Source organism: Micromonospora sp. Mcm103, from assembly GCF_024519755.1.
Taxonomy (GTDB): domain Bacteria; phylum Actinomycetota; class Actinomycetes; order Mycobacteriales; family Micromonosporaceae; genus Micromonospora; species Micromonospora aurantiaca.
On the sequence record NZ_JALJRJ010000012.1, the window covers coordinates 148,733 to 172,982 of the forward strand.

Consider the following 24,250-nt stretch of genomic DNA (forward strand, 5'->3'; position numbering starts at 1 on the left):
ATGAGCCGGCCGTACCTTCCGTCCCTGGTCCTGCGCGATTACCTGCACACCGTGGCGACCCTCCACCCGCAACTGCGCGAGCTGCTCGACTTCGGCCGCCCCGGCGCGGACGCGGCGCTGGCGGAACTGGCCGGCACGGTCAGCGAGTTCGACACCGACTCGACCGGCCGGGGCGATTCCTACCGCCGGGCCCAGCGGGACACGCTCGTCCGCTGGACCGGCATGCGGCGGCTGCTGGACCTCGCCACACCGGACGCCGCCGCCCCGGTCACGCTCATCCTCGACGTGCTCGGCGGCGACGGCACTGTGGCCCGCGCCGCGAGCAGCCAGTCCGCCTGCTTCGAGTCCAAACTGGCATTCATCACCGGCGACCTGTCCGGCCACATGGTCGACAAGGCGCTCGCCCACGGCCTGCCTGCCGTCCGTCAGGCCGCGCACTTCCTGTTCCTGCGCGACGCCGGTGTGGACGCGGTGCTGCTGGCGTACGGCACGCACCACATCCCGGCGGCCCGGCGGCCGCAGGCGGTCGCGGAGGCGGCCCGGGTGGTCCGCCCCGGCGGCCGGATCGTGCTGCACGACTTCGACGAGTCCAGCCCGATGGCCGGGTTCTTCGGCGATGTGGTGCACCCGCACGCCGCCGGCGGTCACGACTACCGGCACTTCAGCCGCGCCGAGCTGACCGGCCTGTTCACCGCGGCCGGGCTGCCGGTACGCGTCGTCGACCTGTACGACCCGCTGATCGTGCGCGCCGACAGCGCCGAGTCCGCCTCCGCCGGCATGCGCGACTACGTCGGCGACATGTACGGCGTGCGCGACTACTTCGCCACGCTCACCGACGACGAGGTGTGGCGACTGCTGACCCGCCACTTCGACCACACCGGCTACCTGGCCGGGCTCGGTCGCGACGACGTGCCGGCCCGTCCGCTGGTCTACCGGGCCGACGGGCAGTTCGTCGCCGAGGTGCCCCGGATGGCGATCGTCGCGGTCGCGACGAGGACGCGGTGACCGCTGTGACCGGCCCGCGCTACCTGACCGACCTGGTGCACCGGCCCACCGGCGCCGACGGCGACCGGCCCGCGATCGTCGGACCGGACGGCGAGGTGAGCTACTCCGCGCTGTGGGAGCGGGTCGGCGCGACGGCCGAGCTGCTGCGCCGCGCCCGCGTGCGGCCGGGTGACCTGGTGGGCCTGTACCTGCACCGGTCCGCCGACTACGTGACGTCGTTGCTCGCGACGCTGGCGGTGGGCGCGGTGGCGGTGCCGGTCGACCCCGAGCTGCCGTCGGGCCGGGCCGAGCAGATGCTCGCCGCGGCGGCGCCCCGGCTCGTCCTGTACGCCGACCGTCCGCCCGCCGTCGCCGCGCCCGCGTCCACCGGGTGGCGGGACGTGCGTACCGCGCGGGCCGGGTCGACGGCCGACCTGACCGATCGCGCCGGCTGGCTGCCGCCGGGCGAGCACGCCGCGCTGGTGCTGTTCACCTCCGGCTCCACCGGCCGGCCGAAGGGCGTCGTGCTGCACCACGCCGGGCTGGTCAACCGGCTGGCGTGGGGTCACGAGTGGTTCGGCTTCGGCGCCGACGACCGGGTGCTGCACAAGGCGTCGATCGGATTCGACGCGTCGGTGCACGAGATCCTCTCCCCGCTGATCGCGGGCGGTGCCGTGGTCGTCGCCGGGCCGGGCCTGCAGTTCGACAGCCTCGGGCTGGCCCGGCTGATCCAGCGGGAGGCGGTCACCACCGCGCACTTCGTCCCGACCATGTTGCGGCACGTGCTCGACGAGCCGGAGTTCGCCGGCTGCGTCACGCTGCGCCGGGTGCTGTGCGGCGGCGAGGCGCTGGACATGCGGCTGGTCCGGCGGCTGCGCGAGGTGCTGCCGTGCGGGCTGTTCAACGGGTACGGCCCGAGCGAGACCTCGATCAACGTGTCCTACTGGGACTGCGCCGAGCCGTACGCGGGCAGCATCGCCCCGATCGGCTGGATCATCGACGGCGTCACCGCCCACGTGCTCGACGACGACCTGCACCCGGTGCCCGAGGGCGGGACCGGCGAGCTGTGGATCGGCGGGGTCGCGGTCGGGCTGGGCTACCTGCGCGACGACGAGCGGACGGCGGAGCGCTTCCGCCCCGACCCGGCGCGGCCGGGCGCGCGGCTCTACCGCACCGGTGACCTGGTTCGGGTCGCGCCGCAGGGTTTCCTGGAGTTCCGTGGCCGGGCCGACGACCAGGTCAAGATCCGGGGGGTCCGGGTGGAGCCGGGCGAGGTGGCCGCCGTGCTGCGCGAGCATCCGGCCGTGCACGACGCGGTGGTGGTGACCGTCCCGGACACCGACGACGGCCCCCGCCTGGTCGGCTACGTGGTGCCGCAGCCCCGGCAGGCCCCGGCGGTCGGCGGGCTGCCGCGGTTCCCGCTACCCAACGGCATGGCGGTCACCGCGGCGTCGCCGGACGAGGCGGTCTTCCTCTACCGGCAGATCTTCGACCAGGCCGAGTACGCGCGTTTCGGCGTCCGCGTCGGTGACGGTGCGGTCGTCCTCGACGTCGGCGCCAACATCGGACTGTTCTCGCTCTGGGCGTCCCGGCAGGCGCGCGACGTGCGGCTGGTGGCGGTCGAGCCGAACCCGGACACACTGCCGTACCTGCGCGCCAACCTCGGCCTCTACGCCGGGTCCGCGTCGGTCGTCGAGGCCGCTGTGACCGATGCGGCGGGCACCGCCGAGCTGACCTCGTTCCCCGAGCTGAGCTACCTGTCCGGCCTCGGCGCCGACCGGGCCGGCGCCGCCTCCGACCTGGTCCGGTCGCACTACCGCCACGGCGGCGGCGACGCCGACGAGACCGAACAGGCGGCGCTCCTGGCCGACGCCCGCCGCCGCCTCGCCCCGGTGGCGCACGTGGTGCCGACCGTGACGCTGTCGGACCTGCTGGACCGTTTCGGGCTGGACCGCGTCGACCTGCTGAAGGTCAACACCGAGGGCGCCGAGCTGAGCGTGCTGCGCGGGCTGCGCCCCGAGCACTGGCCCCGTATTCGCCAGGTCTGCCTGGAGGTCGAACGCAGCAGCGTGACCACCCCGCTGGTACGCGAGCTGCTGTGCGCGGCCGGGTTCGAGGTCCACGACATCGGCGACTGGAACGTCGGCGCGGACGCCGACGTCAGCTACGTCTACGCCGTACGGCCGCAGGAACCGCCACCGGCAGCGACGCCCCGGGACGAGCCCGCCGACCACCTGCTGACCACCGGGCTGCTCCAGGGCTACCTGGCCTCGGCGCTGCCGCCCGCGATGCGCCCGGACCAGATCGTCCTGGTCGACCGGCTGCCCCGCCTGCCCAACGGCAAGGTCGCGCGGCTGGAGCTGCCACCGCCACCGTCCCGGCCCGCCGGGATCGCGGCGGAACCCGGCGGCGGCGCCCTCACCGACCGGCTGCGCGAGGCGTGGCGGGCCACGCTCGGCGTCGACGCGGTGCACGACGACGACACGTTCGTCGCGCTCGGCGGGCACTCGCTGACCGCGCTGCGGATGGCGCTGCGGGTACGGGAGATGGCCGGGCTGGAGGTGTCCCCGGCGAGCTGCCTGCGCGCCGGATCGTTCGCCGACTGGGTCGACCGGGTCACGGAGGCGGGACGCGATGTCAGCCCGGTCCGCTGACGCGCGGCACGTCGTCGTGGTGGGCGCCGGCCGGCTGGCCCGCTCGCTGTGCCACGCCCTGGCGGCGACGCACACCCCGGCGCCGCTGCGCGTGACGGTCCTGGCCCGCGACCCGGACGCGGCCCTCGCGCTCGCCCGCGCCGCGCGGGTGCGCGCCACAGTCGCCGGAACCCCCGTCGCCGTCAGCGCCCGGCCGTTCACCGCCGAACCCGGAGCCGACCCGGGGGAGGGGTACGCCGCCGACGCCGCCTCGATGGCCCGGCTCCGGCCCGACGTGCTGGTCTGCGCCGCGTCCGCGCAGTCGCCGTACGAGCGGGCGGCGGCGCCGTCGGCCTGGACGGACCTGATCGCCGCGGCCGGCTTCGGGGTGACGCTGGCGTTGCAGGCCGAGCTGGTGTCCCGGCTGGCCGCCGCGCTGGCCGGCGGCGCACCCGGCGCGACGCTCGTCAACGGGGCGTTCCCGGACGCGGTCAACCCGCTGCTCGCCGCGCTGGACCTGCCGGTGCGCTGCGGCATCGGCAACGTGGCGACGCTCGCCGTGTGCCTGGACGCCGCGCTCGGCCGTCCCGGCCCGCGCCGGCTGGCGGTGCTCGGCCATCACGCCCACCTCGCCGCGCCCGGCCCGGACGACGACGACACCGCCGAGGTACGCGCCTGGCTGGACGGCCGGCCCGTCCCGGACGTCACCGGGCTGCTCGCCGGCTACCGCGCGCTGCCCCGGCCGGAGCTGAACGCGCTCGCCGGGCACGCCGGGGCCGCCCTGGTGGCGGCGCTCGCCACCGGCGACGAGGTGACGGCGAGCCTGCCCGGGCCACTGGGACTGCCGGGCGGCTATCCGGTCCGGCTCGCCGGGGGCCGGACCGAGCTGCGGCTGCCGGCCGAGCTGCCGGTGGCGCAGGCGGTCGCCTGGAACACCGCCGCCGGGCGCCGCGACGGCGTCGAGGTCGGTGGCGGCCACGTCCGCTACCCGGAGCGCGCCCGGGCGGCACTGGCGGCGTACCGGCCCGACCTGGCCGGCGGCTGGCACGCGGGCGAGCTGCCCGAGATCGCCTGCCGGTTCACCGCCCTGCGTGACCATCTGCGAACGGTGCCGCCGGCGCCGGCCCGGAGTGTGTTGGAGGAAGCCCGATGACCGTGACCACCCCGGCCACCCGCAACATGATCACCGACTACTACGACGTCATCGCGTCGGCGGTGCGCCGGTGCGGCGCGGTCCCCGGCGACGCGCCCGGCACGCCCGGCTTCGCGCCCGGCTTCGACCTGCCCGAGCTGACCCCCGCGGTACGCGAGTTCTACGCCGCCGCCACGGTCAGCTGGTCCCCGCTGGGCCACTACGGCGGGCACGACCTGACGATGCTCGACCTGACCGCCAACCCGGGCACCCGCACCACGAAGACATTCGCCTCGATGGTGATCGTCGCCCGGGCGGTGGAGCACATCCGGCGTACCGGTGAGCGGCTGTGCATCGTCACCCCGACCTCCGGCAACAAGGGCGTCGCGCTGCGCGACTCGGTGGCCCGCGCGTACGCGGCCGGGCTGGTGACCCCGGAGCAGCTGTCCATCGTGGTGCTGGCTCCGGCGGCGACCCGGCACAAGTTCCGCCACGACGCGCTCGCCGCCGATCCCGCGACCCGTGCGGTCAACCCGCTGCTGCGGTACACCGGCGCGGACCCGGAGGGCGTGAAGGCGCTCGGCCGCGCGTTCGTCGACGAGTACGCCGCCACCGCGTACGACAAGCACGGCGTCACCCTCTGGTACACCCTCGACCTGCGCAACTACCTGGTCGCCGACGCCGCCCGGGCCGCCTTCGAGGCCGACGTGTCGCCGGCCACCGGCTCGCGCTGGCACGCGCACGCCGTGTCCAGCGCGTTCGGTCTGCTCGGCTACAACCTGGGCCGCGACGTACTGGAGGCGGCCGGCGACGCCGAATCGGCCGACCGGCCCGGTTTCCTGCTCGTGCAGCACCTCGGCACGCCGGACATGGTGCTCAGCCTGCGCCACGGCTCGTTCGAGCGGGACCACTGCCCGGCGTACACGCTCGACGAGAGCCGGGGCGTCTGGACGCAGGACGCCGACCTGCGCTTCCCGGCCGTCACCGACGACCCGGCCGAGGTGCTCGACCCGACGTTCTACACCCACCGCCCGGTGACCTCCCCGGCCATGAACGCGCTCATCGGACGGCACGGCGGCGACGGCATCGTGGTGTCGCGGCGCGAGTGCGTCCGGCGCTACCCGGTCGCCCGGCAGTGGCTCGCCGACGCCGGTCTGACCCTGCCCGAGGACCCGGCCCGGCTGCGGGAGTGGTCGATCCTGATGGCGCTGACCGGCGTCTGCAACGCCGTCGACCGGGGCCTGGTGCCGGCCGGGTACGAGATCGTGGTGCACGGCACCGGCAGCTACTGCGACGACTTCCGGATCGCCGAGGCCGACGCCGAGGTGTCCACGCTCGCCGACGTGGTCGCCGCCGTCCTGGACCAGCGGTGAGCCCGTCTCCGCAGCCGCTCGGCCTGCCGCCGCGGCTCGCCGCCCGGGCGCACGCCGCGGGCGTCGACCCGGCCGCCGTCGTCCTCACCGCCACGGCTCTGGTGGTACGCCGGTACACCGGATCCCCCGTGGTGACGCTGCGGCACGGCGACGAACCGGTGACGCTCGACCTGACCGCCGACGCACCGATCCGGGAGTTGTGCCGCTCGGTGCGCCCGGCGCCGCCGGACCAACTGGTCGACGTCACCGTCGAGGTGCGCCCCGGCCTGGCCGGCGTCACCGTCTCCGGGCTGCCCGCCGCGTACGCCGACGACCTCCGCGCCGACCTGGCCGACGTCCTGTCCACGCTGGACCCGGACGCGTCGTCGGCGGGGGTGCTGCCGTCGGCCCGCTACGAGCGGCGTCCGGCCCCGGACCTGTGGCGGCTGCACGGCGGCGACGGCACCGAGGCCGATCGGGTCCGCGGCGACACCATCCCGGCCGCGTTCGCGGCGGCGGTGCGGGCGTACCCGGAACGGCCGGCGGTGCTCGCCGACGACGCGACGGTGACCTACCGGGAACTCGGCGCGGCAGTCGCCGCGACCGCCGAAGCGCTGGCCGGGCCGGGTGACGTCACGGCGCCGGTGGCGGTGCTGTGCCGCCACGGCGTCGCCACGATCACCGGCATCCTGGCGGCGCTGGCGTCGGGGTCGCCGTACGTGCCGCTGGACCCGGCGTACCCGGCGGCCCGGCTGGCCGCGATGCTGCGCGACGCAGGCGTCCGGGCGATCGTCGCGGACCCCGGTCACGAAGCGCGGGCCGCCGCGCTCGCGGCCGACGCCGGGCTGGAGCTGCCGGTCGTGTCGTTGCGCCGGGGCGACCCCGGCGTGCCGGTGCCGGCCGGGCCCGCGCGCCCGGACGACCCGGCGTACGTGCTCTACACCTCCGGGTCCACCGGGAAGCCGAAGGGCGTGGTGCAGAGCCACCGCAACGTGCTGTTCGGTGTCCGCAACCACGTGCGCAACTTCGCCGTCCGGCCGGACGACCGCACGAGCGTGCTCACCTCGTTCGGCTACGACATGGCGGTCACCGACACGTTCAGCGCGCTGCTGTCCGGCGCCGCCGCCGTCCCGGTCGACGTCCGCACGCACGGCCTCGGCCACCTCACCGGCGCGCTCGCCGACCGGGGCGTCACCGTCTACCACTCCACCCCCACCGTCTTCCGGTACGTGGTGGCGAGCCTCGGCGAGCACGGGCGGCTGCCGTCGGTCCGCGCTGTCGTCCTCGGCGGCGAGGAGGTCACCCGGCACGACGTGACGCTGGCCCGGCGGTCGTTCGCGCCGGGCGTGGTGTTCGTCAACGGGTACGGCACCACCGAGATCAGCTTCGCCGCGCAGCACCACCTGCCGCCGGACGCCGACCCGGGGCGGGCAGTCGTGCCGATCGGGCATCCACTGCCGGGCGTCGAGGTGGTGCTGACCGACCCGGCCGGACGCCCCGCCTGCCTCACCGGCGAGGTGGTCGTGCGCACCCCGCACGTCGCGCTCGGATACCTGGGCCTGCCGGAGCTGACCGCGACCCGGTTCACCGAGCACGACGGGGTGCGCGCGTACCGGACCGGGGACATCGCGCGGCGGCTGCCCGACGGCATGCTCGTCTACCTGGGCCGCGGCGACCGGATGGTGAAGATCCGCGGCTACCGGGTGGAGCTGGGCGAGATCGAGGCCTGCCTGGCGGCGCTGCCCGGCGTGGCCCACGCGGCGGTGGTGGCGCGGCGGGGCGTGTCCGGCGCGGGCGAGCAGGAGATCGTCGCGTACGTGGTCGCCGCCGCCGGTACTGTCGTCGCGCCGCCGGCGCTGCGGGAACGGCTGGCCGCCGTGCTGCCGGACTTCATGGTGCCCCGGGCGGTGGTGGCGGTGCCGGAGCTGCCGATCGGGCCGACCGGCAAGCTCGACCAGGCCGCCCTGCCCGATCCGGACACCGGAGGGCCGGTCACCCGAGGGCCGGTCACCGGAGGGCCGGTCACCGGAGGGCCGCCGGCCGGGCCGGTCGAGCAGACCATCGCGGCGGGCTGGTGCACGGTGCTCGAACTGCCCGCAGTGGACCGGCTGGTGAACTTCTTCGAGGCGGGCGGGCACTCGCTCCAGCTCGCCCTGGTGCAGGGGTACCTGGAGGAACACCTCGGCCGCAGGGTGCCGCTGGCCCGGTTGGTGGAGTTCCCGACGGTGGCGGCGCTGGCCGCGTACCTGGAGACGTCAGGGGACGCTGCGGGCGTACCGGAGGACGGCCGGCTGGCCGCGGTCGGACGCCGGATGGCCCGCCGCGCCGCCGCGCGGGCCGGCGGCGGGGAGGGACGGGCGTGAGCGAGGACGACCGGATCGCGGTGGTGGGCCTGTCCTGCCGGGTCCCCGGCGCGGACGACGCGCCCACGCTGTGGCGCAACCTGCTGTCCGGGGTGGACTCGGTGCGCCGGACCCCGGCCGGCGAGGGCGCGCCGGACGGCCCGGACTGGGTGCCGGCGTTCGGCCGGCTCGACGACCTGGAGGGTTTCGACGCGGACCTGTTCGGCTATCCCGCCGCGGCGGCGGCGCTGCTCGACCCGCAGCACCGGCTGTTCCTGGAGGTCGCCTGGCACGCGCTGGAGGACGCCGGGATCGACCCGGACCGCGACCCGGCCCAGATCGGCGTGTTCGCCGGATGCGCGCCCAACCGCTACCTGCACCACCACCTGCTCGGCAACCCCGCGCTGGCACCGGCGGCGGGTACGCTCGCCGAGGACTGGGACGACGCGCTGACCGGTTCCGGCTGCGACTACCTGCCGACGCGTACCGCGTTCGCACTGGGGCTGTCCGGCCCGGCCGTGGCGGTCCAGACCGCCTGCTCGACAGCGCTCGTCGCGGTGTGCCAGGCCGGGCAGAGCCTGCTGGACTACCGCTGCGACGTGGCGATAGCGGGCGGCGCGGCGGTGGTCTCCACCCGGCAGGCGGGCTACCGGCTGCGGCCCGGCGGGTTGCTGGCCACCGACGGGGTGTGCCGGCCGTACGACGCCGCCGCCACCGGGCAGGTGTTCGGCAACGGCGCCGGGGCGGTGGTGCTGAAGCGGCTCGCCGACGCCCGCGCCGACGGCGACCACGTGTACGCGGTGCTCGCCGGGTGGGCGGTGAACAACGACGGCGCCGACCGGCCCGGCTTCACCGTGCCGGGCGTGTCCGGGCAGGCGGCGGTGATGGCGGAGGCGCTGGCGTCGGTCGGCTGGGACGCGGCCGACGTGGCCTACCTGGAGGGGCACGGCACCGGCACGCCGGTGGGCGACGCGATCGAGGTGGACGCGCTGGCCCGGGTACGCCGGGGCGCACGCGCTCCGCTGCTGCTCGGCTCGGTGAAGGGCAACCTCGGCAACCTGGACGCCGCGGCGGGCGTGCTCTCGCTGATCAAGGCCGTGTACGCGGTCCGCACCGGGCAGGTGCCGGGTACCGCGCACTTCACCGCCGCGCACGGCGACATCGACCTGGCCGCCGCGGCCGCCGAAGTCGGCGCGGAAACCCGGCCGTGGACGGGGGAGCGGCGCGCGGGCGTCAGCTCGTTCGGTCTCGGCGGCACCAACGCGCACGTACTCGTCGAGTCCGCGCCCGCGACGGACGAGCCGGACGCCGGGGCACCCGGCCCGGTGGTGCTGGGACTGTCCGCAGGCAGCCCGGCGGCGCTGCGGGAACTGGCCCGGCGGCTGGCCGTCCGGCTTGCCGACGGCGACCTGGCGGTGGCCGACGTGGCGCACACGCTCGCGGTGGGACGGCGGCGGCTGGCGTACCGGGACGCGGTCGCCTGCGCCGACGCCGGGGAGGCGGTGGCCGGGCTGACCGCGCTCGCGGCCGGCGACCCGGCCTCCGACGACGACGCCGCAGTCCGCGCCTGGCGCGCCGGTGAGGAGCCGGCCGTCCCGCCGGGCCGGCGGGTGCCGCTGCCCGGCTACCCGTTCCGGCGGACCCGGCACTGGATCGAGGCACGACGATGACCGTCCGCGACGATCAGCGCGACCAGCGGGTCGGTCCCGAGCTGCCCTACCCGCAGGTGTGCCTGCCCGACCTGGTCGCGGCGCACGCCCGGCGGCGTCCCGGCGCCCCGGCCGTGGTGCAGGGCGACCTGACGCTCAGCTACGCCGACCTGGTCGGCCGGGCCGCCGCGCTGGCGGCGTCGCTGCGCGCCCACGGCATCGGCGCGGACGACCTCGTCGGCGTCTGCGTGGACCGCCGGCCGGACCTGGTGGTCGCGCTGCTCGGCGTGCAGGCGGCCGGCGCCGGATACGTCCCGCTCGACCCGGCGCTGCCGCCCGGACGGTTGCGGGAGCTGGCCGGCGAGGCCCGGCTGCGCGTCGTCGTGGGTACGCCCGCCGCCGAGGCGTTCACCGGCCGCGCCGTGCTGGACGTCCCCGCCGGCACCGCGCCCTGGCAGCCGACCCCGGCGACGCTGGGCACCACGGCGTACGCGATGTTCACGTCCGGGTCGACCGGGCAGCCGAAGGGTGCGGTGATCGAACACCGGGCGCTGACCGAGAAGGTCACCTCGATCGCGGAGTTCTCCGGGTTCGACACGGCGACCCGGTGCCTGGCGTTCGCCTCGATCGGGTTCGACGCGTCGGTGGCCGACATGCTCGCCCCGCTCGCCGCCGGGGGCACAGTCGTGCTCGCCGGTGACGCCGAGCGGGCCGACCCGGCCCGGCTCTACCGGATCTGCGCCGAGCAGGCAGTCGACGTGGTGGTGCTGCCGCCGCCGATCCTGCCGCTGCTGGACCCGGACCGGCTCCCCGGCGTGCGGCTGGTCATCACCGGCGGCGAGGCCACCGGCCCGGAACAGGTCGGCCGCTGGACCGCCGGCGGGCGCCGCTTCATCAGCGTGTACGGCCCGACCGAGGCGACGGTGCTGGTGACCTGGTTCGAGGGCAGCGGCGACTGGACCCGGCCCATCCCGATCGGCCGGCCCGCCGCCAACCACCGCATCCACCTGGTCGACGACGAGCTGCGCGAGGTCGGCCCGGCGGAGATCGGCGAGGTGCTCGCCGGTGGTCCCGGGCTCGGCCGTGGATACCTCTATGACGCCGCCCGTACGGCGGAACGGTTCCTCCCGGACCCGTTCTCCGGCAAGCCGGGGGAGCGCCTCTACCGCACCGGTGACCTGGCCCGGTGGCTGCCGGACGGCAGCCTGGAGTTCCTCGGCCGGGCCGACCGGCAGGTCAAGATCCGTGGGCAGCGGATCGAGCTGGGCGAGGTCGAGGCCGTACTGCGCCGCCACCCGGACGTCGACCTGGCCAGCGTCCAGGTCCGCGCCGGCGCCGGCGGTCAGGAACTCGTCGCGTACGTGGCGACCGGCCTGGACGCCGCCGAGCTGCGTGACTACTGCGCCCGGCTGCTGCCGCCCGCCGCCGTACCGGCCCGGATGCACACCATGCCCGCGCTGCCGATCACCATCAACGGCAAGATCGACACCGAGCGGCTGGCCGCGCTCGACGTGGCCGGACCGGCTCCCGTGCCGTCCGGCGAGCCGCCCGCCACCGACACCGAACGCCTCGTGGCGCAGGCGTGGGCGGCGCTGCTGGACGTGCCCGCGGTCGGCCGCGACGACGACTTCTTCCACCAGGGCGGGCACTCGATCACCGCGATGCGGCTGGTCGCCGACCTGCGCGAACGGCTGGGCCGCGACCTCGCCATCGAGGACGTGCTGATCGGGCGGACGCCACGCGGCATCGCCGCCCGCGCCGACGCCGCCCCCGGAACCGGCCCGGCCGACGCCGCCGTCCGGGGACGGCCACCGGCGCTGTCCCCGGCGCAGCAGCGGCTGTGGTTCCTCGACCGCTACTTCCCGGCCGCCGCGTCGGCGTACAACGTCGCGTTCGCCGAACGGCTCACCGGCCCGCTCGACGTGGCGGCGCTCGCCACGGCACTCACCGCCGTCGCGGACCGTCAGCAGATCCTGCGCTGGCGCATCCCGGAGCGCGACGGCGTGCCGTACGCGGTCGCCGACCCGTCCACACCGGTGCCGCTGCCGGTACGCGACCTCGCCCCGGGCACGGACCTCGCCGGTCACCTCGCGGCGAGCGCCGCCACGCCGTTCGCGCTGGCCACCGACACGCTGTGGCGGGCCGAGCTGATCCGCACCGGCGCCGACGAGCATGTGCTGGCCGTCTACGCCCACCACGCCGTGTTCGACGGCTGGTCGCAGTCGCTGTTCTACGCCGACCTGGCCGCCGCGTACCGGGCCGCGCTCGGGGACGGGCCGCCGCTGCCGCCGCTGCCCGCCACGTACGGCGACTACGTGGCCTGGCGCGCCGACCGTGCCCGGCGCCGCGCCGCCGCCGACCTCGACTGGTGGCTGGACCACCTGACCGGGGCACCGGTCGTGCTGCGGCTCCCCGGTGGACGGGACCGGCCCGCCGAACAGACGTACACCAGCGCGACGGTGCGTACCCGGCTGGACCGGGCCGCCACTGCCGCGCTCACCGACCTCGCCGCCGGGCTCGGCGCGACCCCGGCGGCCGCCGTGCTCGCCGCGTTCGCGCTGGTGCTGGCCCGGCGTACCGGCCTGCCCGACCTGGTGGTCGGCACCCCCACGGTGGACCGGCGCGCCGCCGACTTCGAACCGATGGTCGGCTTCTTCATCGAGATCGCGCCGCTGCGGCTGCGCCGGACGCCCAGGGCCGGCTTCGCCGCGCACGTCCGCGCCGCCTGGGAGGAACTGCTCGCCGCGCTCGCCCACCCGGAGGCACCTGTCGAGCGCATCGTCGGCGGTCTCGGGCTGGGCGGCCTGCTCGACCGCAGCCCGCTGGTGCAGGTGCTGTTCAACATGTACACGTTCGACGAACCCCGCCTGGACCTGGCCGGCCTGCCCGCCGAACCGGTGCCGGTGCCCGCGCCCGGCTCACCGTTCGACCTGACGCTCTACGGCATCACCCGGGACGGGCGGCTGCGCGTGGAGATCGTCTTCAACCCGGACGTCTACGGCGAGGCCCTGATCAGCGACGTGCTCGCCGACGTCGAGCGGCTGCTGCGGGCCGGCGCCGCCGACCCGGAGCGGCCGGTGGCCGAGCTGCCCGCCTGGACCGCCGTCCCGGCCGGGACGGCCGGCGACGTGCCCCGGGCCGCCCGCGTCACCCGGGCCGCGGGTCGCGCCGGGGCGCCCGCCGCCCGCCCGGCCACCGCCACCGAGCGGCGGATCGCCTCGGTCTGGTGCGACGTGCTCGGCGTACCGGAGGTGGCCGCCACGGACAGCTTCTTCGACGTCGGCGGCGGCTCGCTCGCGGTCGCCGTCGTGCAACGGCAGCTCAACCGGCTGCTCGGCACGAGCCTGCGGGTCGTGGACCTGTTCCACCACCCGACCGTCCGCGCGCTCGCCGCGCACCTGGACAGCCTCGGTGCGTCGTCGTCCGGCGAGGACGCCGAGGACGAGGCGGTGGCACGGGCCGCGCGCCGGGGCGCGCTGCGCCGCCAGCGGGTCCAGCGCCGCCCGGTGGTGGAGGAGGAGCCGCGGTGACGTACCTCGTCCCCCTCGGCGACACCGGCTGGTCGGTGTGGCGGGACGTGCTGCTGCGCAGCGCCGGGTTCCCCGCCGACGGACTGGACCGGTTCGCCGCGCCGGACTGCGCCGACACCGCCGACCGGCACCTCACCGGCGAGCTGGACGAGACGGCGTTCACCACCGCGTACGCCACCGCCGTCCGGGCGTCGTCGGCCACGCTGTGCGGGATCGCCGCCGACCCGCTGTTCCGCGAGGCCGTCGCCTGGCAGAACCCGGAGGCGCTGGTGGCGCTGGACGGGCTGCTCCGCGACGGCCCGGACGCACCCCGCAACGTGCGCCGCCGGGGCCGGGAGAACGTCGTCGCCGGGTACTGGCAGCGCTACGTCGCCAAGTGCGAGACCATCGGCTTCTTCGGGCCGGTGTGCTGGGGCACCGTGGCACCGGGCGCGCCCGGCGTCACCGCCGTGCCCGGCCCCGGGCTGCTCCGTCACCGTGCGGTCCACCTCGAACACTGGGCGCTCGCCGCGTACGCGGACCGGCTGGCCGCCGACCCGCAGGTCCGGCAGTGGCTCGCCCCGGTCCGGGCGCCGCACGTCCACCTGGCGGGCCGGGTCGTGCACCGGCCCGCCCAGCGCCCGGAACCGGTGTCGTTGAGCGAGTCGATCGCGCTGTGCCGGTGCGACGGCACCCGCCCGGCCCGGGACGTCGTCGACGACCTGGTGCGCGACGGGCAGACCGGCGTACGCCGCGCCGAGGAGGGGTTCCTGCTGCTCGCGCAGCTCGTCGAGCGAGGGCTGCTGCGCTGGGACTTCGACCTGCCGCAGGGCTTCGCCGCGCAGGACCACCTGCGGGAGCGGATCGCGGCGATCGGCGATCCGGAGTGCCGCGCGCGGGCGCTGGCCGGGCTGGACCGGCTGGCCGCCGCCCGGACCCGGGTCGCCGACGCCGCCGGTGACCCGGCCGCGCTCACCGGCGCGCTGTCCGCGCTGGACGCCGAGTTCACCGCGCTCACCGGGCTGCCGCCGCGCCGCCGGGCCGGGCAGAACTACGCCGGGCGGGCGCTGTGCCACGAGGAGACCGCACGCGACGTGGACCTCACCGTCGGCGGCGGCCTGCTCGACTCCCTGGCCCCGGCGCTGGACCTGCCGCTGCGGGCGGCGCGCTGGCTCACCGCCGAACTGGCCACGGCGTACGGCGACGCGCTGCGCGACCTGTACGACGACCTCAGTGGCGACGGGCCGGTCCGGCTCGGCGACCTGTGGTTCGTCGCGCAGGGGCCGCTGTTCGGGCCCGGTGACCGGCCGGTGGACCGGGTCGCGGCCGAGTTCGCCGCCCGTTGGGAGCGGGTGCTCGGACTGGCCGGACTGCCCGAGGGGACGGCCCGGGTGGAGTTCGGCGCGGCCGAGCTGGCGCCCCTGGTGGCCGACGAGTTCCCGGCGGCCCGCCCCGGCTGGAGCGCGGGCCGGGTGCACAGCCCCGACCTGCAACTGTTCGCCGAGTCACCCGAGGCGCTGGCCGCCGGTGAGGTCGGGGCGGTGCTCGGCGAGCTGCACGCCGCGTACGCCACGTTCAACGCCGAGCTGTTCACGCACTGCCACCCCGACGTGGACCGGCTGCGGCGCGCGTACGTGGCCGACCTGGGCCCGGGACGGCTGCGCCCGCTCTACCCGGTCGACTTCCCCCGCGTCGGCGGGCGGCTGTCCGCGTCCCTGCACGGCCCGGACGACCACCGGCTCGCGTTCGCCGACGCGCCCGGCGCGCCGCGCGACCGGCTCGTGCCGGCCAACGCGGCGATCGTGTCCGAGGTGGACGGTGCGCTGGTGGCGACCGGCCCGGACGGCACGCGCTGGCCGCTGGTCGAGGTGTTCTCCGACCTGATCGCGGTGCACGCGGGCGACGCGTTCAAGCTGATGACCGACCGCCCGCACAGCCCCCGGGTGACAGTCGACCGGCTGGTGCTGGCCCGGGAGACCTGGCGCACCACTGTCGGGGCGACCGGCCTGGCCGACGCCGTCGACCAGGCCCGGCGCTACCTCGCGGTACGCCGCTGGCGGGCCGCGCTGGGCCTGCCGGAGCGGGTCTTCGTCCGGGTGGCCACCGAACTGAAGCCCACCTACGCGGACCTGACCAGCCCGCTCTACGCCAACCGGCTCTGCCTGCTGCTGCGCGCCGCCCGGCGGGCCGGCGGCGACGACGTGGCGGTGACCGTGTCGGAGCTGCTGCCCGCGCTCGGGCAGGCGTGGCTGCCCGACCGCGCGGGCCGCCGCTACGTCAGCGAACTGCGCCTGCACATCAGCGATTCGGCCGAGCCGGAGGTCATGGCGTGAACGAGACAGTGGAGCCGATCGCGATCGTCGGGCTCAGCCTGCGCGTACCGGGAGCGGCGTCGGCGGACGAGTTCTGGCGCAACCTGGTCGTCGGCGCCGAGTCGCTCACCCGGTTCACCCGCGCGGAGCTGCTGGCCCGGGGCGTTCCCGCGGAGCAGCTCGACGACCCGGCGTACGTGCCGGTGGCCGCTGTGCTCGACGGCGTGGACCGGTTCGACGCGGAGCTGTTCGGGCTGAACCCGCGCGACGCGGAGCTGACCGACCCGCAGCAGCGGCTGTTCCTGGAACACGCGCACGCCGCGCTCACCGACGCGGGCTGCGACCCGGCCCGCTACGACGGCGAGATCGGCGTGTACGCGGGCGGCAACGCCGACCTGTACCAGTGGCTCAACGTCCGGCGGAACCCGCGGGCGCTCGCGGACGCCGGTGAGCTGCGCGTGTCGCTCGGCAACAAGCCGGACTACCTGGCCAGCACGGTCGCGTTCCGCCTCGGCCTGCGCGGCCCGGCGATGACGGTGCAGACCGCCTGCTCGTCGTCGCTCGTCGCGGTGCACCTGGCCGCCGAGGCGCTGCGCAGCGGCGAGTGCGACACGGCGCTCGCCGGCGGCGTGTGCGTGGAACTGCCGCACGGCGTCGGGTACGTCGCCGACGAGGGCTACACCTCCGCCGACGGGCACTGCCGCCCGTTCGACGCGGACGCCGACGGCACCGTCTACGGCAGCGGCGTCGGCGTGGTGGTGCTCAAGCGGCTCTCCGACGCGCTCGCCGACGGTGACGACATCCGGGCGCTGGTCATCGGCAACGCGGTGAACAACGACGGTTCGGCCAAGGCGAGCTTCACCGCGCCGAGCGTCACCGGTCAGGTGGAGGTGGTCACGCAGGCGCTCGCGGTGGCCGGCGTCGCCCCGCGTTCGGTCGGCTACGTGGAGGCGCACGGTACCGGCACCGTCCTCGGCGACTCGATCGAGCTGGCGGCCCTGAGCACGGCGTACGGGCGGCGGATCGCCGAGCGGGGCTGGTGCGGCGTCGGCTCCACGAAGGCCAACATCGGTCACCTCAGCGCGGCCGGCGGCGTGATCGGCCTGATCAAGACCGTGCTGTCGATGCGGCACCGGCTCATCCCGCCCACTGTCAACCACGACCGGCCGCACCCGGACGTCGACATCGAGGCGAGCCCGTTCTACGTGGTGTCCACGCTGACCAAGTGGGAGCCGGAGGACCAGCGACCGCTGCGGGCCGGCGTCAGCTCCCTCGGCCTCGGCGGCACCAACGCGCACCTGGTGCTCCAGGAGGCGCCGCCGCGCGTACCCCCGGAGCCGGATCACGGCGGCGGCGAGCTGCTCCAGGTGTCCGCCGCGACCCCCGACGCGCTGGCCGCCGCGTGTGCCCGGCTGGCCGAGCGGCTCACCGGCGCGCCCGAGGTGGAGCTGCGCGACGTGGCGTACACGCTGCGGGAGGGCCGGCCGGCCTACCGGCACCGGGCCGCCGTCGTCGCCGTCGACCGGGCCCGGGCCGCGGCGGCGCTCACCGACCCGAAGCGCCGCGCCACCGGGGACGCCGCGACGCCGCCCCGGCTGGGTCTGCTCCTGCCCGGCCAGGGCGCGCAGCACCCCGGCATGGGCGCGCACCTGGCCGCTACCGAGCCGGTGTTCGCCGCCGCCGTGGACGAGTGCGCCGCGATCCTCGGCTGGGACGCGAACGAGATGATCTTCGACGCCGGACCCGGCGCGGACGAACGGCTGGCCGGACCGGCGGTGGCGCAGCCCGCGCTGTTCGCCGTCGAGTACGCGCTGGCGACGCTGTGGCGGCACTGGGGCGTCACGCCCGCCGCGATGATCGGCCACTCCGTCGGCGAACTGGTCGCCGCCACGGTGGCCGGGGTGTTCGACCTGCCGGACGCGCTGCGGCTCGCCACCGCCCGGGGCCGTCTGGTCCAGGCCGCACCGGAGGGCCGGATGCTCGCCGTGCAGCGCGGCGCCGACGAGATCGCGCCGCTGCTGCCCGCCGGCGTGGCGGTGGCGATCAGCAACGGTCCGCACACCTGCGTGGTGGGCGGCGCGCCCGCACCGGTCGCCGCCGCCGAGGAGCTCCTGCGCGAACGCGGCATCGGCTGCACGCCGCTGCGGTCGCCGTACGCGATGCACGTGCCGCTGCTGGCGGCGGTGCGCGACGAGTTCGCGGCGCTCGTGGCGGCGGTGCCGCGCCGGGTGCCGGACCTGCCGGTGTTCTCGGCCGCGACCGCCGCGCCGTTCACCGGCGAGCAGATCACCGACCCGGCGTACTGGGCCGACCAGCTGTGCCGGCCGGTGCGGTTCGGGGCCACCGTTGCGGCGCTCGCCGCGACCGGCGCCGCCGACGACTGGCTGCTGCTGGAGTGCGGCCCCGGCCGGCAGCTCGCCGGGCTCGCCCGGCTCAGCCTGCCGCAGGGGGCCCGGGCGCCGCTGCGCACGCTGCCCGCGCGGGGGGAGCGGCTGACCGACAGGCAGACCGCGTACGAGGCGGCGGGCCGGCTGTGGACGGCCGGGGTGCCGGTGCGGCTGCCCGCCGCCGGCACGCCGCGCCGGGTGCCGCTGCCCGGCTACCCGTACCAGCGCGCCCGGTACTGGATCGACCCGGAACCGGTGGCCGCGCCCGCCGAACCGGCCACCGACGAGCGGTACGACGACGGCGTGGTCGAGGTGCCGGTCTGGCGCCAGATGCCCGACACCGCACCCGTGGAGGCGCCCGCCCCGCTGCTGCTGTTCGCCGCCGGTGAGCGCGGCACGGCGCTCGCGGACCGGCTGCGCGAGCGCGGCGCGGACGTCACGGTGGTACGCCCCGGACCGGCCTTCGCGGTCCGCCCGGACGGCTACCGGCTGCGCCCGGCCGGCGTCGCCGATCACCAGCGCCTGCTCGACGAGTGCGCCGACGACGGCCGGGCCGCCCGGATCGTGCACGCGTGGGCGCTCGACGGCGACCCGGCCGGCCCGGACGCCGACGCCGTGGCGGCGGCCCAGGAACACGGGTACCTCGCGCTGCTGACCCTGCTGGAGGCGTTGCCGGCCGCCGACGTGACGCTGGACGTGGTGACCGCCGGGACGGCCGACGTGACCGGCGCCGACCTGCTGCGCCCGGAACACGCCACGGTCGCCGGGGTGGTGCGTGCGGTGCCGCTGGAACGTCCGGGCCTGCGCTGCCACTGGGTCGACGCCGACCCGGCCGAGCCGGGTGCGGACGCGCTGGCGGACGAACTGCTCGGTGCCGAGCGGGCCGAGGCGGTCGCGCTGCGGCTGGGCGGGCGACGCTGGACGCGCGGGTTCTCGGCGGCGCCGGCGCGCCGGCGTACCGGCCCGGCACTGCGCGACGGCGGGCGCTACCTGATCACCGGCGGACTGGGCCGGATCGGCGGGGCGTTCGCCGCCGAACTGGCCCGCCGGGGCGCCCGGCTGGTGCTGGTCGGCCGGACCGCCCGGCCGGACCTGGTCGAGGCGCTGGAACGGGCCGGGGCGCAGGTCCGCCTCGTGCGCGCCGACGTGACAGACGTGGCCGCGCTGCGGGCGGTACGCGCCGACATCGAGGACGACCTCGGCGGACTCGACGGCATCGTGCACGCCGCGCGGCTGCCCGACACCGGGCTGTCCACCGGGTCGCGGCCGGCCGAGGCGACCGCCGAACTGCTGCCGAAGGTCACCGGCGCGCTGGCGCTGCGCGCGGTCTTCGGCGATCTGCCGCTCGACTTCGTGCTGCTCAGCTCCTCGGTCACCGCGCTCGCCGGTGGCCTGGGCCGCGCCGACGACACGGCCGCCAACGCGTTCCTCGACGCGTACGCGCGCAGCCCGCACGGCTGGCGGGCGCCGGTGCTGTCGGTGGCCTGGGGCGCGTGGCGGGAGGAGGGCGTACCCGACCACGACGGGCTGGCCCCGGACGCGGCGGTACGCGCGGCGTGCCGGGCCCTCGCCGAGGGGCGGACCGGCTCGGTGGCGGTCGGCGCCTACACGGTGGAGGCGGTCGCCGGGCACGAGCGGCGGCTCGCCGCGGCCACGGCGGCCACCGCCTCGCCGGTGACCGCCACCGACGGCGACCTGCAGGACACCGTAGCCCGGATCTGGCGCGACGTGCTGGGCGTGGCCGAGGTCGGCCCGCACGACGACTTCTTCCGGCTCGGCGGCACCTCGCTCGTGGCCGCGCAGCTGGTGCTGCGGATCCGGCAGGCGGTGGGCGCCCGGCTGTCCATGCGGGTGCTGTTCGACGCGCCCACCGTCGCGGCGATGGCCGCCCGGATCGAGTCGCTGCGCGCCGCCCCGTCCGCCTCCGCACCGGCCGAGGCGCCCATCCCGCGCCTGCGCCGACCGGGACGGCCGGGATGACCGAGTCACGCCACGACGTCACGCCGGTGGACGACGTCTACACCGTTCCCGCCTCGTACGCCCAGGAGCGGGTCTGGTTCACCGCCCAGCTCAGCCCCGGGCAGCCGCTGTTCACCATGACCGACGCGGTCACCCTGCCGGCGGGCGCCGGGCCGGAGCAGGCGCTCGCCGCGCTGCGGACGGTCACCGACCGGCACGAGGCCATGCGCACCACGCTGCGCCTGCACGACGGACGGCTCTACCAGGACATCCACCCCACGGTCCCGGTGGAGCTGCCGGTCACCGACCTGTCCGCGCTGCCCGAGCCGGAGCGGGACGCCGCCCGCGCCCGGATCGTCGCCGAGTACGCAGGTCTCGACCTGCCGATGGACGCGGCCCCGCTGTGGCGGGCCCGGCTGCTGCGGCTCGACCAGCACACCTGGTGGCTGCTGTTCGCCGGGCACCACGTCGTCCTCGACGGCACCTCCCTGCTCCACCTGCGCGCCGAGCTGACCGAGCTGTGCGCCGCCGCCGTCGCGGGCCGCGCGCCGGACCTGCCCGAGCTGCCGATCCAGTACGCCGACTACGCGGCCTGGGAGCGCGACCGCCTCGACGGCCCCCGGTGGGACGAGCTGCGCGACCACTGGCGGGAGGCGCTGACCGGCCTGCCGGCAGTGCACGCGCTGACCACCGACCGGCCGCGCCCGGCGACGCTCACGTTCGACGGCGCCGACGTCCGCCGCACGCTGCCCGGCGACGTGACGGCGGCGTTGCCGGAGCTGTCCCAGCAGGCCGCCGCGACCCCGTTCATGGTGCAGCTGGCCGCCTACGTGGCGCTGCTGCACCGGCTGTCCGGAAGCGACGACGTGGTGGTCGGCATGCCGGTGGCCGGCCGCGACCGGGCCGAGCTGGAACCGCTGCTCGGCATGTTCATGAACATGCTGGTGCTGCGCGTCGACGTGTCGGGCGATCCACCGTTCCTGACCCTCGTCCGCCGGGTCCGCCGGGTCGTGCTCGACGCCTGGGACCACCAGGACATGCCGTTCCAGAAGCTCGTCGAGGAGCTTGCGGTACGACGCGACCCGGGCGTCCCGCCGCTCTACCAGCTCACGTTCCACCACCTGCCTACCGGCCGGGGCGAGGCGTTCGGCGGAGCCATGGACGACCTGTCACTGGAGATCGCCGGGGACGAGCTGCGGCTGGAGTACCGCACCGCGCTGTTCGAGCGCGCCGCGATGGAGGCGTTCGCGGACCGTTACCTGCTGCTGTTCGCCGCCGCGGTGGCGGCGCCCCGGACCCGGGTGAGCGCGTTGCCGGTCATGCCCGACGCCGAGCACGCGGCGGTCGTGACCGGCTGGAACGCCACCGCCGCCCCGGCTCGCCGGACCACGCTGGCGGAGCTGTTCGACGCCCAGGCCCGGCGCACGCCCGACGCGGTCGCGCTGGTCGACGGCGACACCCGGATGACGTACGCGCAGTTGTCCGATGCCGCCGAGCAGGTGGCGTCGCGCCTGGTCGCGCACGGCGTGGGACCGGAGTCGGTGGTCGCGATCCACGAGCCCCGCTCCCGCCGCCTGATCGCCGGGCTGCTCGGCATCCACCGGGCCGGCGCGGCGTACCTGCCGCTGGACCCGGACCACCCGCCGCAGCGGCTGGCCTTCATGCTCGCCGACGCCGGGGCCGGGGTGCTGCTCGCCGACGAGCTGCCCGACGGGCTTACCGTCCCGGGCACCGTGCTGCCGCTGACCGCGCCGGACCGGCCGCGTACCGCCGGTGGCACTGCCGCCGGGCCGGGGAACGCGGCGTACGTGATCTACACGTCGGGCTCCACCGGGCGGCCGAAGGGCGTGGTCAACGAGCACGCCGCGATCGTCAACCGGCTCGACTGGATGCAGGACGCCTTCGCGCTCGGACCGGACGACGTGGTGCTGCACAAGACGCCGATCGGATTCGACGTGTCGGTGTGGGAGGTGTTCTGGCCGCTGCTCGTGGGCGCGCGGCTGGTGCTCGCCGCGCCGGGCGGGCACCGCGACCCGGCGTACCTGCGGGAGCTGATCGAGCGGGAGCGGATCACCACCGTCCACTTCGTGCCGTCGATGCTCGACGCGTTCCTGTCCACGGCCGACCCGGCCCGCTGCGGGTCGCTGCGGCGGATCGTGTGCAGCGGCGAGGAACTGCCCGCGGACCTGGCCCGCCGCGCCGTGGCCGCGATCCCGTCGGCGGCGCTGCACAACCTGTACGGACCCACCGAGGCGGCGATCGACGTCACCGCCTGGGCGGCCACGCCCGACGCGCTGGCCGGCGTGACCCGGGTGCCGATCGGCGGGCCGATCCGCAACGTCCGCACGTACGTGCTCGACGAGGCGATGCGCCCGGTCCCGGCCGGCGTGGCCGGGCAGCTGCACCTCGGCGGCGTGCAGGTGGCCCGCGGCTACCTGAACCGCCCCGGACTCACCGCCGCCTCGTTCGTCCCCGACCCGTTCGGCGAACCCGGCGGCCGGCTGTACGCCACCGGCGACCTGGCCCGCTGGCGTACCGACGGGACGCTGGAGTTCCTCGGCCGCATCGACGACCAGGTGAAACTGCGGGGCCTGCGGATCGAGCTGGGGGAGATCGCCGCGGTGCTGCGTGAACAGCCGGGCGTCGGCTCCGCCGCCGTCGTCGTGCGCGGCGCCACGCCCGCCGAGCAGCGCCTCGTGGCGTACCTGACGGGGGAGGCCCCGGACCCGGCGGAGCTGCGGGCGGCGCTGAAGCGGCGGCTGCCGGAGTACATGGTGCCGTCGGCGTTCGTGACGCTCGACGCGCTGCCGCTGTCCGCCAACGGCAAACTCGACACCGCCGCGCTGCCCGCACCCTCGTCCGGTGTCGCCCCCGCGCAGCGCCGACCCCCGGTGACCCCGGTCGAGCAGACGGTGGCCGCCACCTGGTGCGACGTACTGGGCGTGCCCGAGGTCGGCCTGGACGACGATTTCTTCGAGCTGGGCGGGCACTCGCTGCTGGCAATCCGGATGCTGGCGCTGCTGCGCGAGGCGTACGGGCAGGTCGACGTCGGAGTGATGGACGTGTTCGCGCACCCGACGGTGCAGGGGCTGGCCGCGCTGATCGACGCCCCGGCGGACGGGGACCGGCAGCGCCCGCTGCTGTACGAGCTGACCCGGCCGGTCCCGGCGGACCAGCGGGTGCGCTCGTACGTGTGCGTGCCGTACGGCGGCGGGCTCGCCAGCATCTACCAGCCGCTCGCGGACGCGCTGCCGGCCGGGCACACCCTGTTCTCCGTGGCGGTCCCCGGCCACGACGTCGGCGTCCGCGACACCGAGCTGCCCTTCGACGAGCTGGTCGAGCGGTGCGTGGCCGAGATCCAGGAGCGGGTGGACGGCCCACTGGTCCTGTACGGCCACTGCGTCGGCGGCGCGCTGCTGACCGGCATCGCCCGGCGGCTGCACCAGCGGGGACGCCCGATCGAGGCGATCTACGCCGGGGGCGTGTTCCCGACCGCCCGGCCGGACAACATGCTCGGCCGGCTCGTCGACTGGGCCGACTCGCGGGGCGCGGACCGGCGGTACGAGACGTTCCTGCGCTCGATCGGCGCGGAACTGGCCGACCTGGACCCGGCGCAGGTCGACCGGTTCGTCCACCACGTACGCCGGGAGGCCGCCGAGGCGCAGGAGCGGTTCACCGAGTGGCTGGACGGCGAACCGGTCCGGGTGCCCGCACCGGTGATCTCCGTCGTCGGCACCCACGACGTGCTCACCGAGTACTACGAGGAGCGGTACCGCGAGTGGAGCTTCCTCGGCGAGTCGACAGCGCTCGTGGTGCTCGACGAGGCCGGGCACTACTTCGTCAAGCAGCGGGCCGAGGCGCTCGCCGAGGTGCTGACCCGCACCCATCCCCGGCTCGCCGAGCCGTCCGCCGCGCCGCGACAGCTCGCCGGTGACGGCTGGGCACTGGCGGCCACCAGCACCGATCCGGTCACCGCCGAGACCGGCGTCCA

Annotated in this window: 10 protein-coding genes (1 of these 10 only partly in view); all 10 read left to right on the forward strand. The window is 76.4% G+C overall.

Annotation, left to right across the window (positions count from 1 at the left end):
• Tightly spaced (each overlapping or abutting the next), the 10 genes in view from OC439_RS17030 to OC439_RS17075 form a layout consistent with a single transcriptional unit that may run on beyond the window.
• On the forward strand, nucleotides 1-1,005 hold the full coding sequence (locus OC439_RS17030; RefSeq protein ID WP_262014274.1) for a class I SAM-dependent methyltransferase: 1,005 nt from the start codon (nucleotides 1-3) through the stop codon (nucleotides 1,003-1,005).
• Nucleotides 1,002-3,638: an amino acid adenylation domain-containing protein gene (locus OC439_RS17035; RefSeq protein WP_262014275.1), complete on the forward strand. Its 2,637-nt coding sequence runs from the start codon at nucleotides 1,002-1,004 to the stop codon at nucleotides 3,636-3,638. Before OC439_RS17030 ends, OC439_RS17035 begins: the two co-directional genes overlap by 4 nt.
• Complete coding sequence (locus OC439_RS17040; RefSeq protein WP_262014276.1) at nucleotides 3,619-4,770, forward strand: potassium transporter TrkA; 1,152 nt, start codon at nucleotides 3,619-3,621, stop codon at nucleotides 4,768-4,770. Before OC439_RS17035 ends, OC439_RS17040 begins: the two co-directional genes overlap by 20 nt.
• The gene (locus OC439_RS17045) at nucleotides 4,767-6,122 is read left to right on the forward strand and encodes a DUF6002 family protein (RefSeq protein ID WP_262014277.1); all 1,356 of its coding nucleotides are present in this window, start codon (nucleotides 4,767-4,769) and stop codon (nucleotides 6,120-6,122) included. The genes OC439_RS17040 and OC439_RS17045 overlap by 4 nt, the downstream gene beginning before the upstream one ends.
• Nucleotides 6,119-8,464, forward strand: a complete 2,346-nt coding sequence (locus OC439_RS17050) for a non-ribosomal peptide synthetase (protein WP_262014278.1) — start codon at nucleotides 6,119-6,121, stop codon at nucleotides 8,462-8,464. Before OC439_RS17045 ends, OC439_RS17050 begins: the two co-directional genes overlap by 4 nt.
• Entirely contained in the window at nucleotides 8,461-10,113 is a 1,653-nt protein-coding gene (locus OC439_RS17055; protein ID WP_262014279.1) for a beta-ketoacyl synthase N-terminal-like domain-containing protein, read from the forward strand. Before OC439_RS17050 ends, OC439_RS17055 begins: the two co-directional genes overlap by 4 nt.
• Nucleotides 10,110-13,622 (forward strand): amino acid adenylation domain-containing protein, encoded by a 3,513-nt coding sequence (locus OC439_RS17060; protein ID WP_262014280.1) that lies wholly within the window; start codon nucleotides 10,110-10,112, stop codon nucleotides 13,620-13,622. Before OC439_RS17055 ends, OC439_RS17060 begins: the two co-directional genes overlap by 4 nt.
• Nucleotides 13,619-15,934, forward strand: a complete 2,316-nt coding sequence (locus tag OC439_RS17065; RefSeq protein WP_262014281.1) for a lantibiotic dehydratase family protein — start codon at nucleotides 13,619-13,621, stop codon at nucleotides 15,932-15,934. Before OC439_RS17060 ends, OC439_RS17065 begins: the two co-directional genes overlap by 4 nt.
• The gene (locus OC439_RS17070; RefSeq protein WP_262014282.1) at nucleotides 15,931-20,280 is read left to right on the forward strand and encodes an SDR family NAD(P)-dependent oxidoreductase; all 4,350 of its coding nucleotides are present in this window, start codon (nucleotides 15,931-15,933) and stop codon (nucleotides 20,278-20,280) included. The genes OC439_RS17065 and OC439_RS17070 overlap by 4 nt, the downstream gene beginning before the upstream one ends.
• Nucleotides 20,277-24,250, forward strand: partial view of a non-ribosomal peptide synthetase/MFS transporter gene (locus OC439_RS17075; RefSeq protein WP_262014283.1) — the 5' portion only. It continues 1,324 nt past the right edge of the window; 3,974 of the gene's 5,298 nt are visible here — the first part of the coding sequence; it begins with the start codon at nucleotides 20,277-20,279; the stop codon falls past the right edge of the window. The genes OC439_RS17070 and OC439_RS17075 overlap by 4 nt, the downstream gene beginning before the upstream one ends.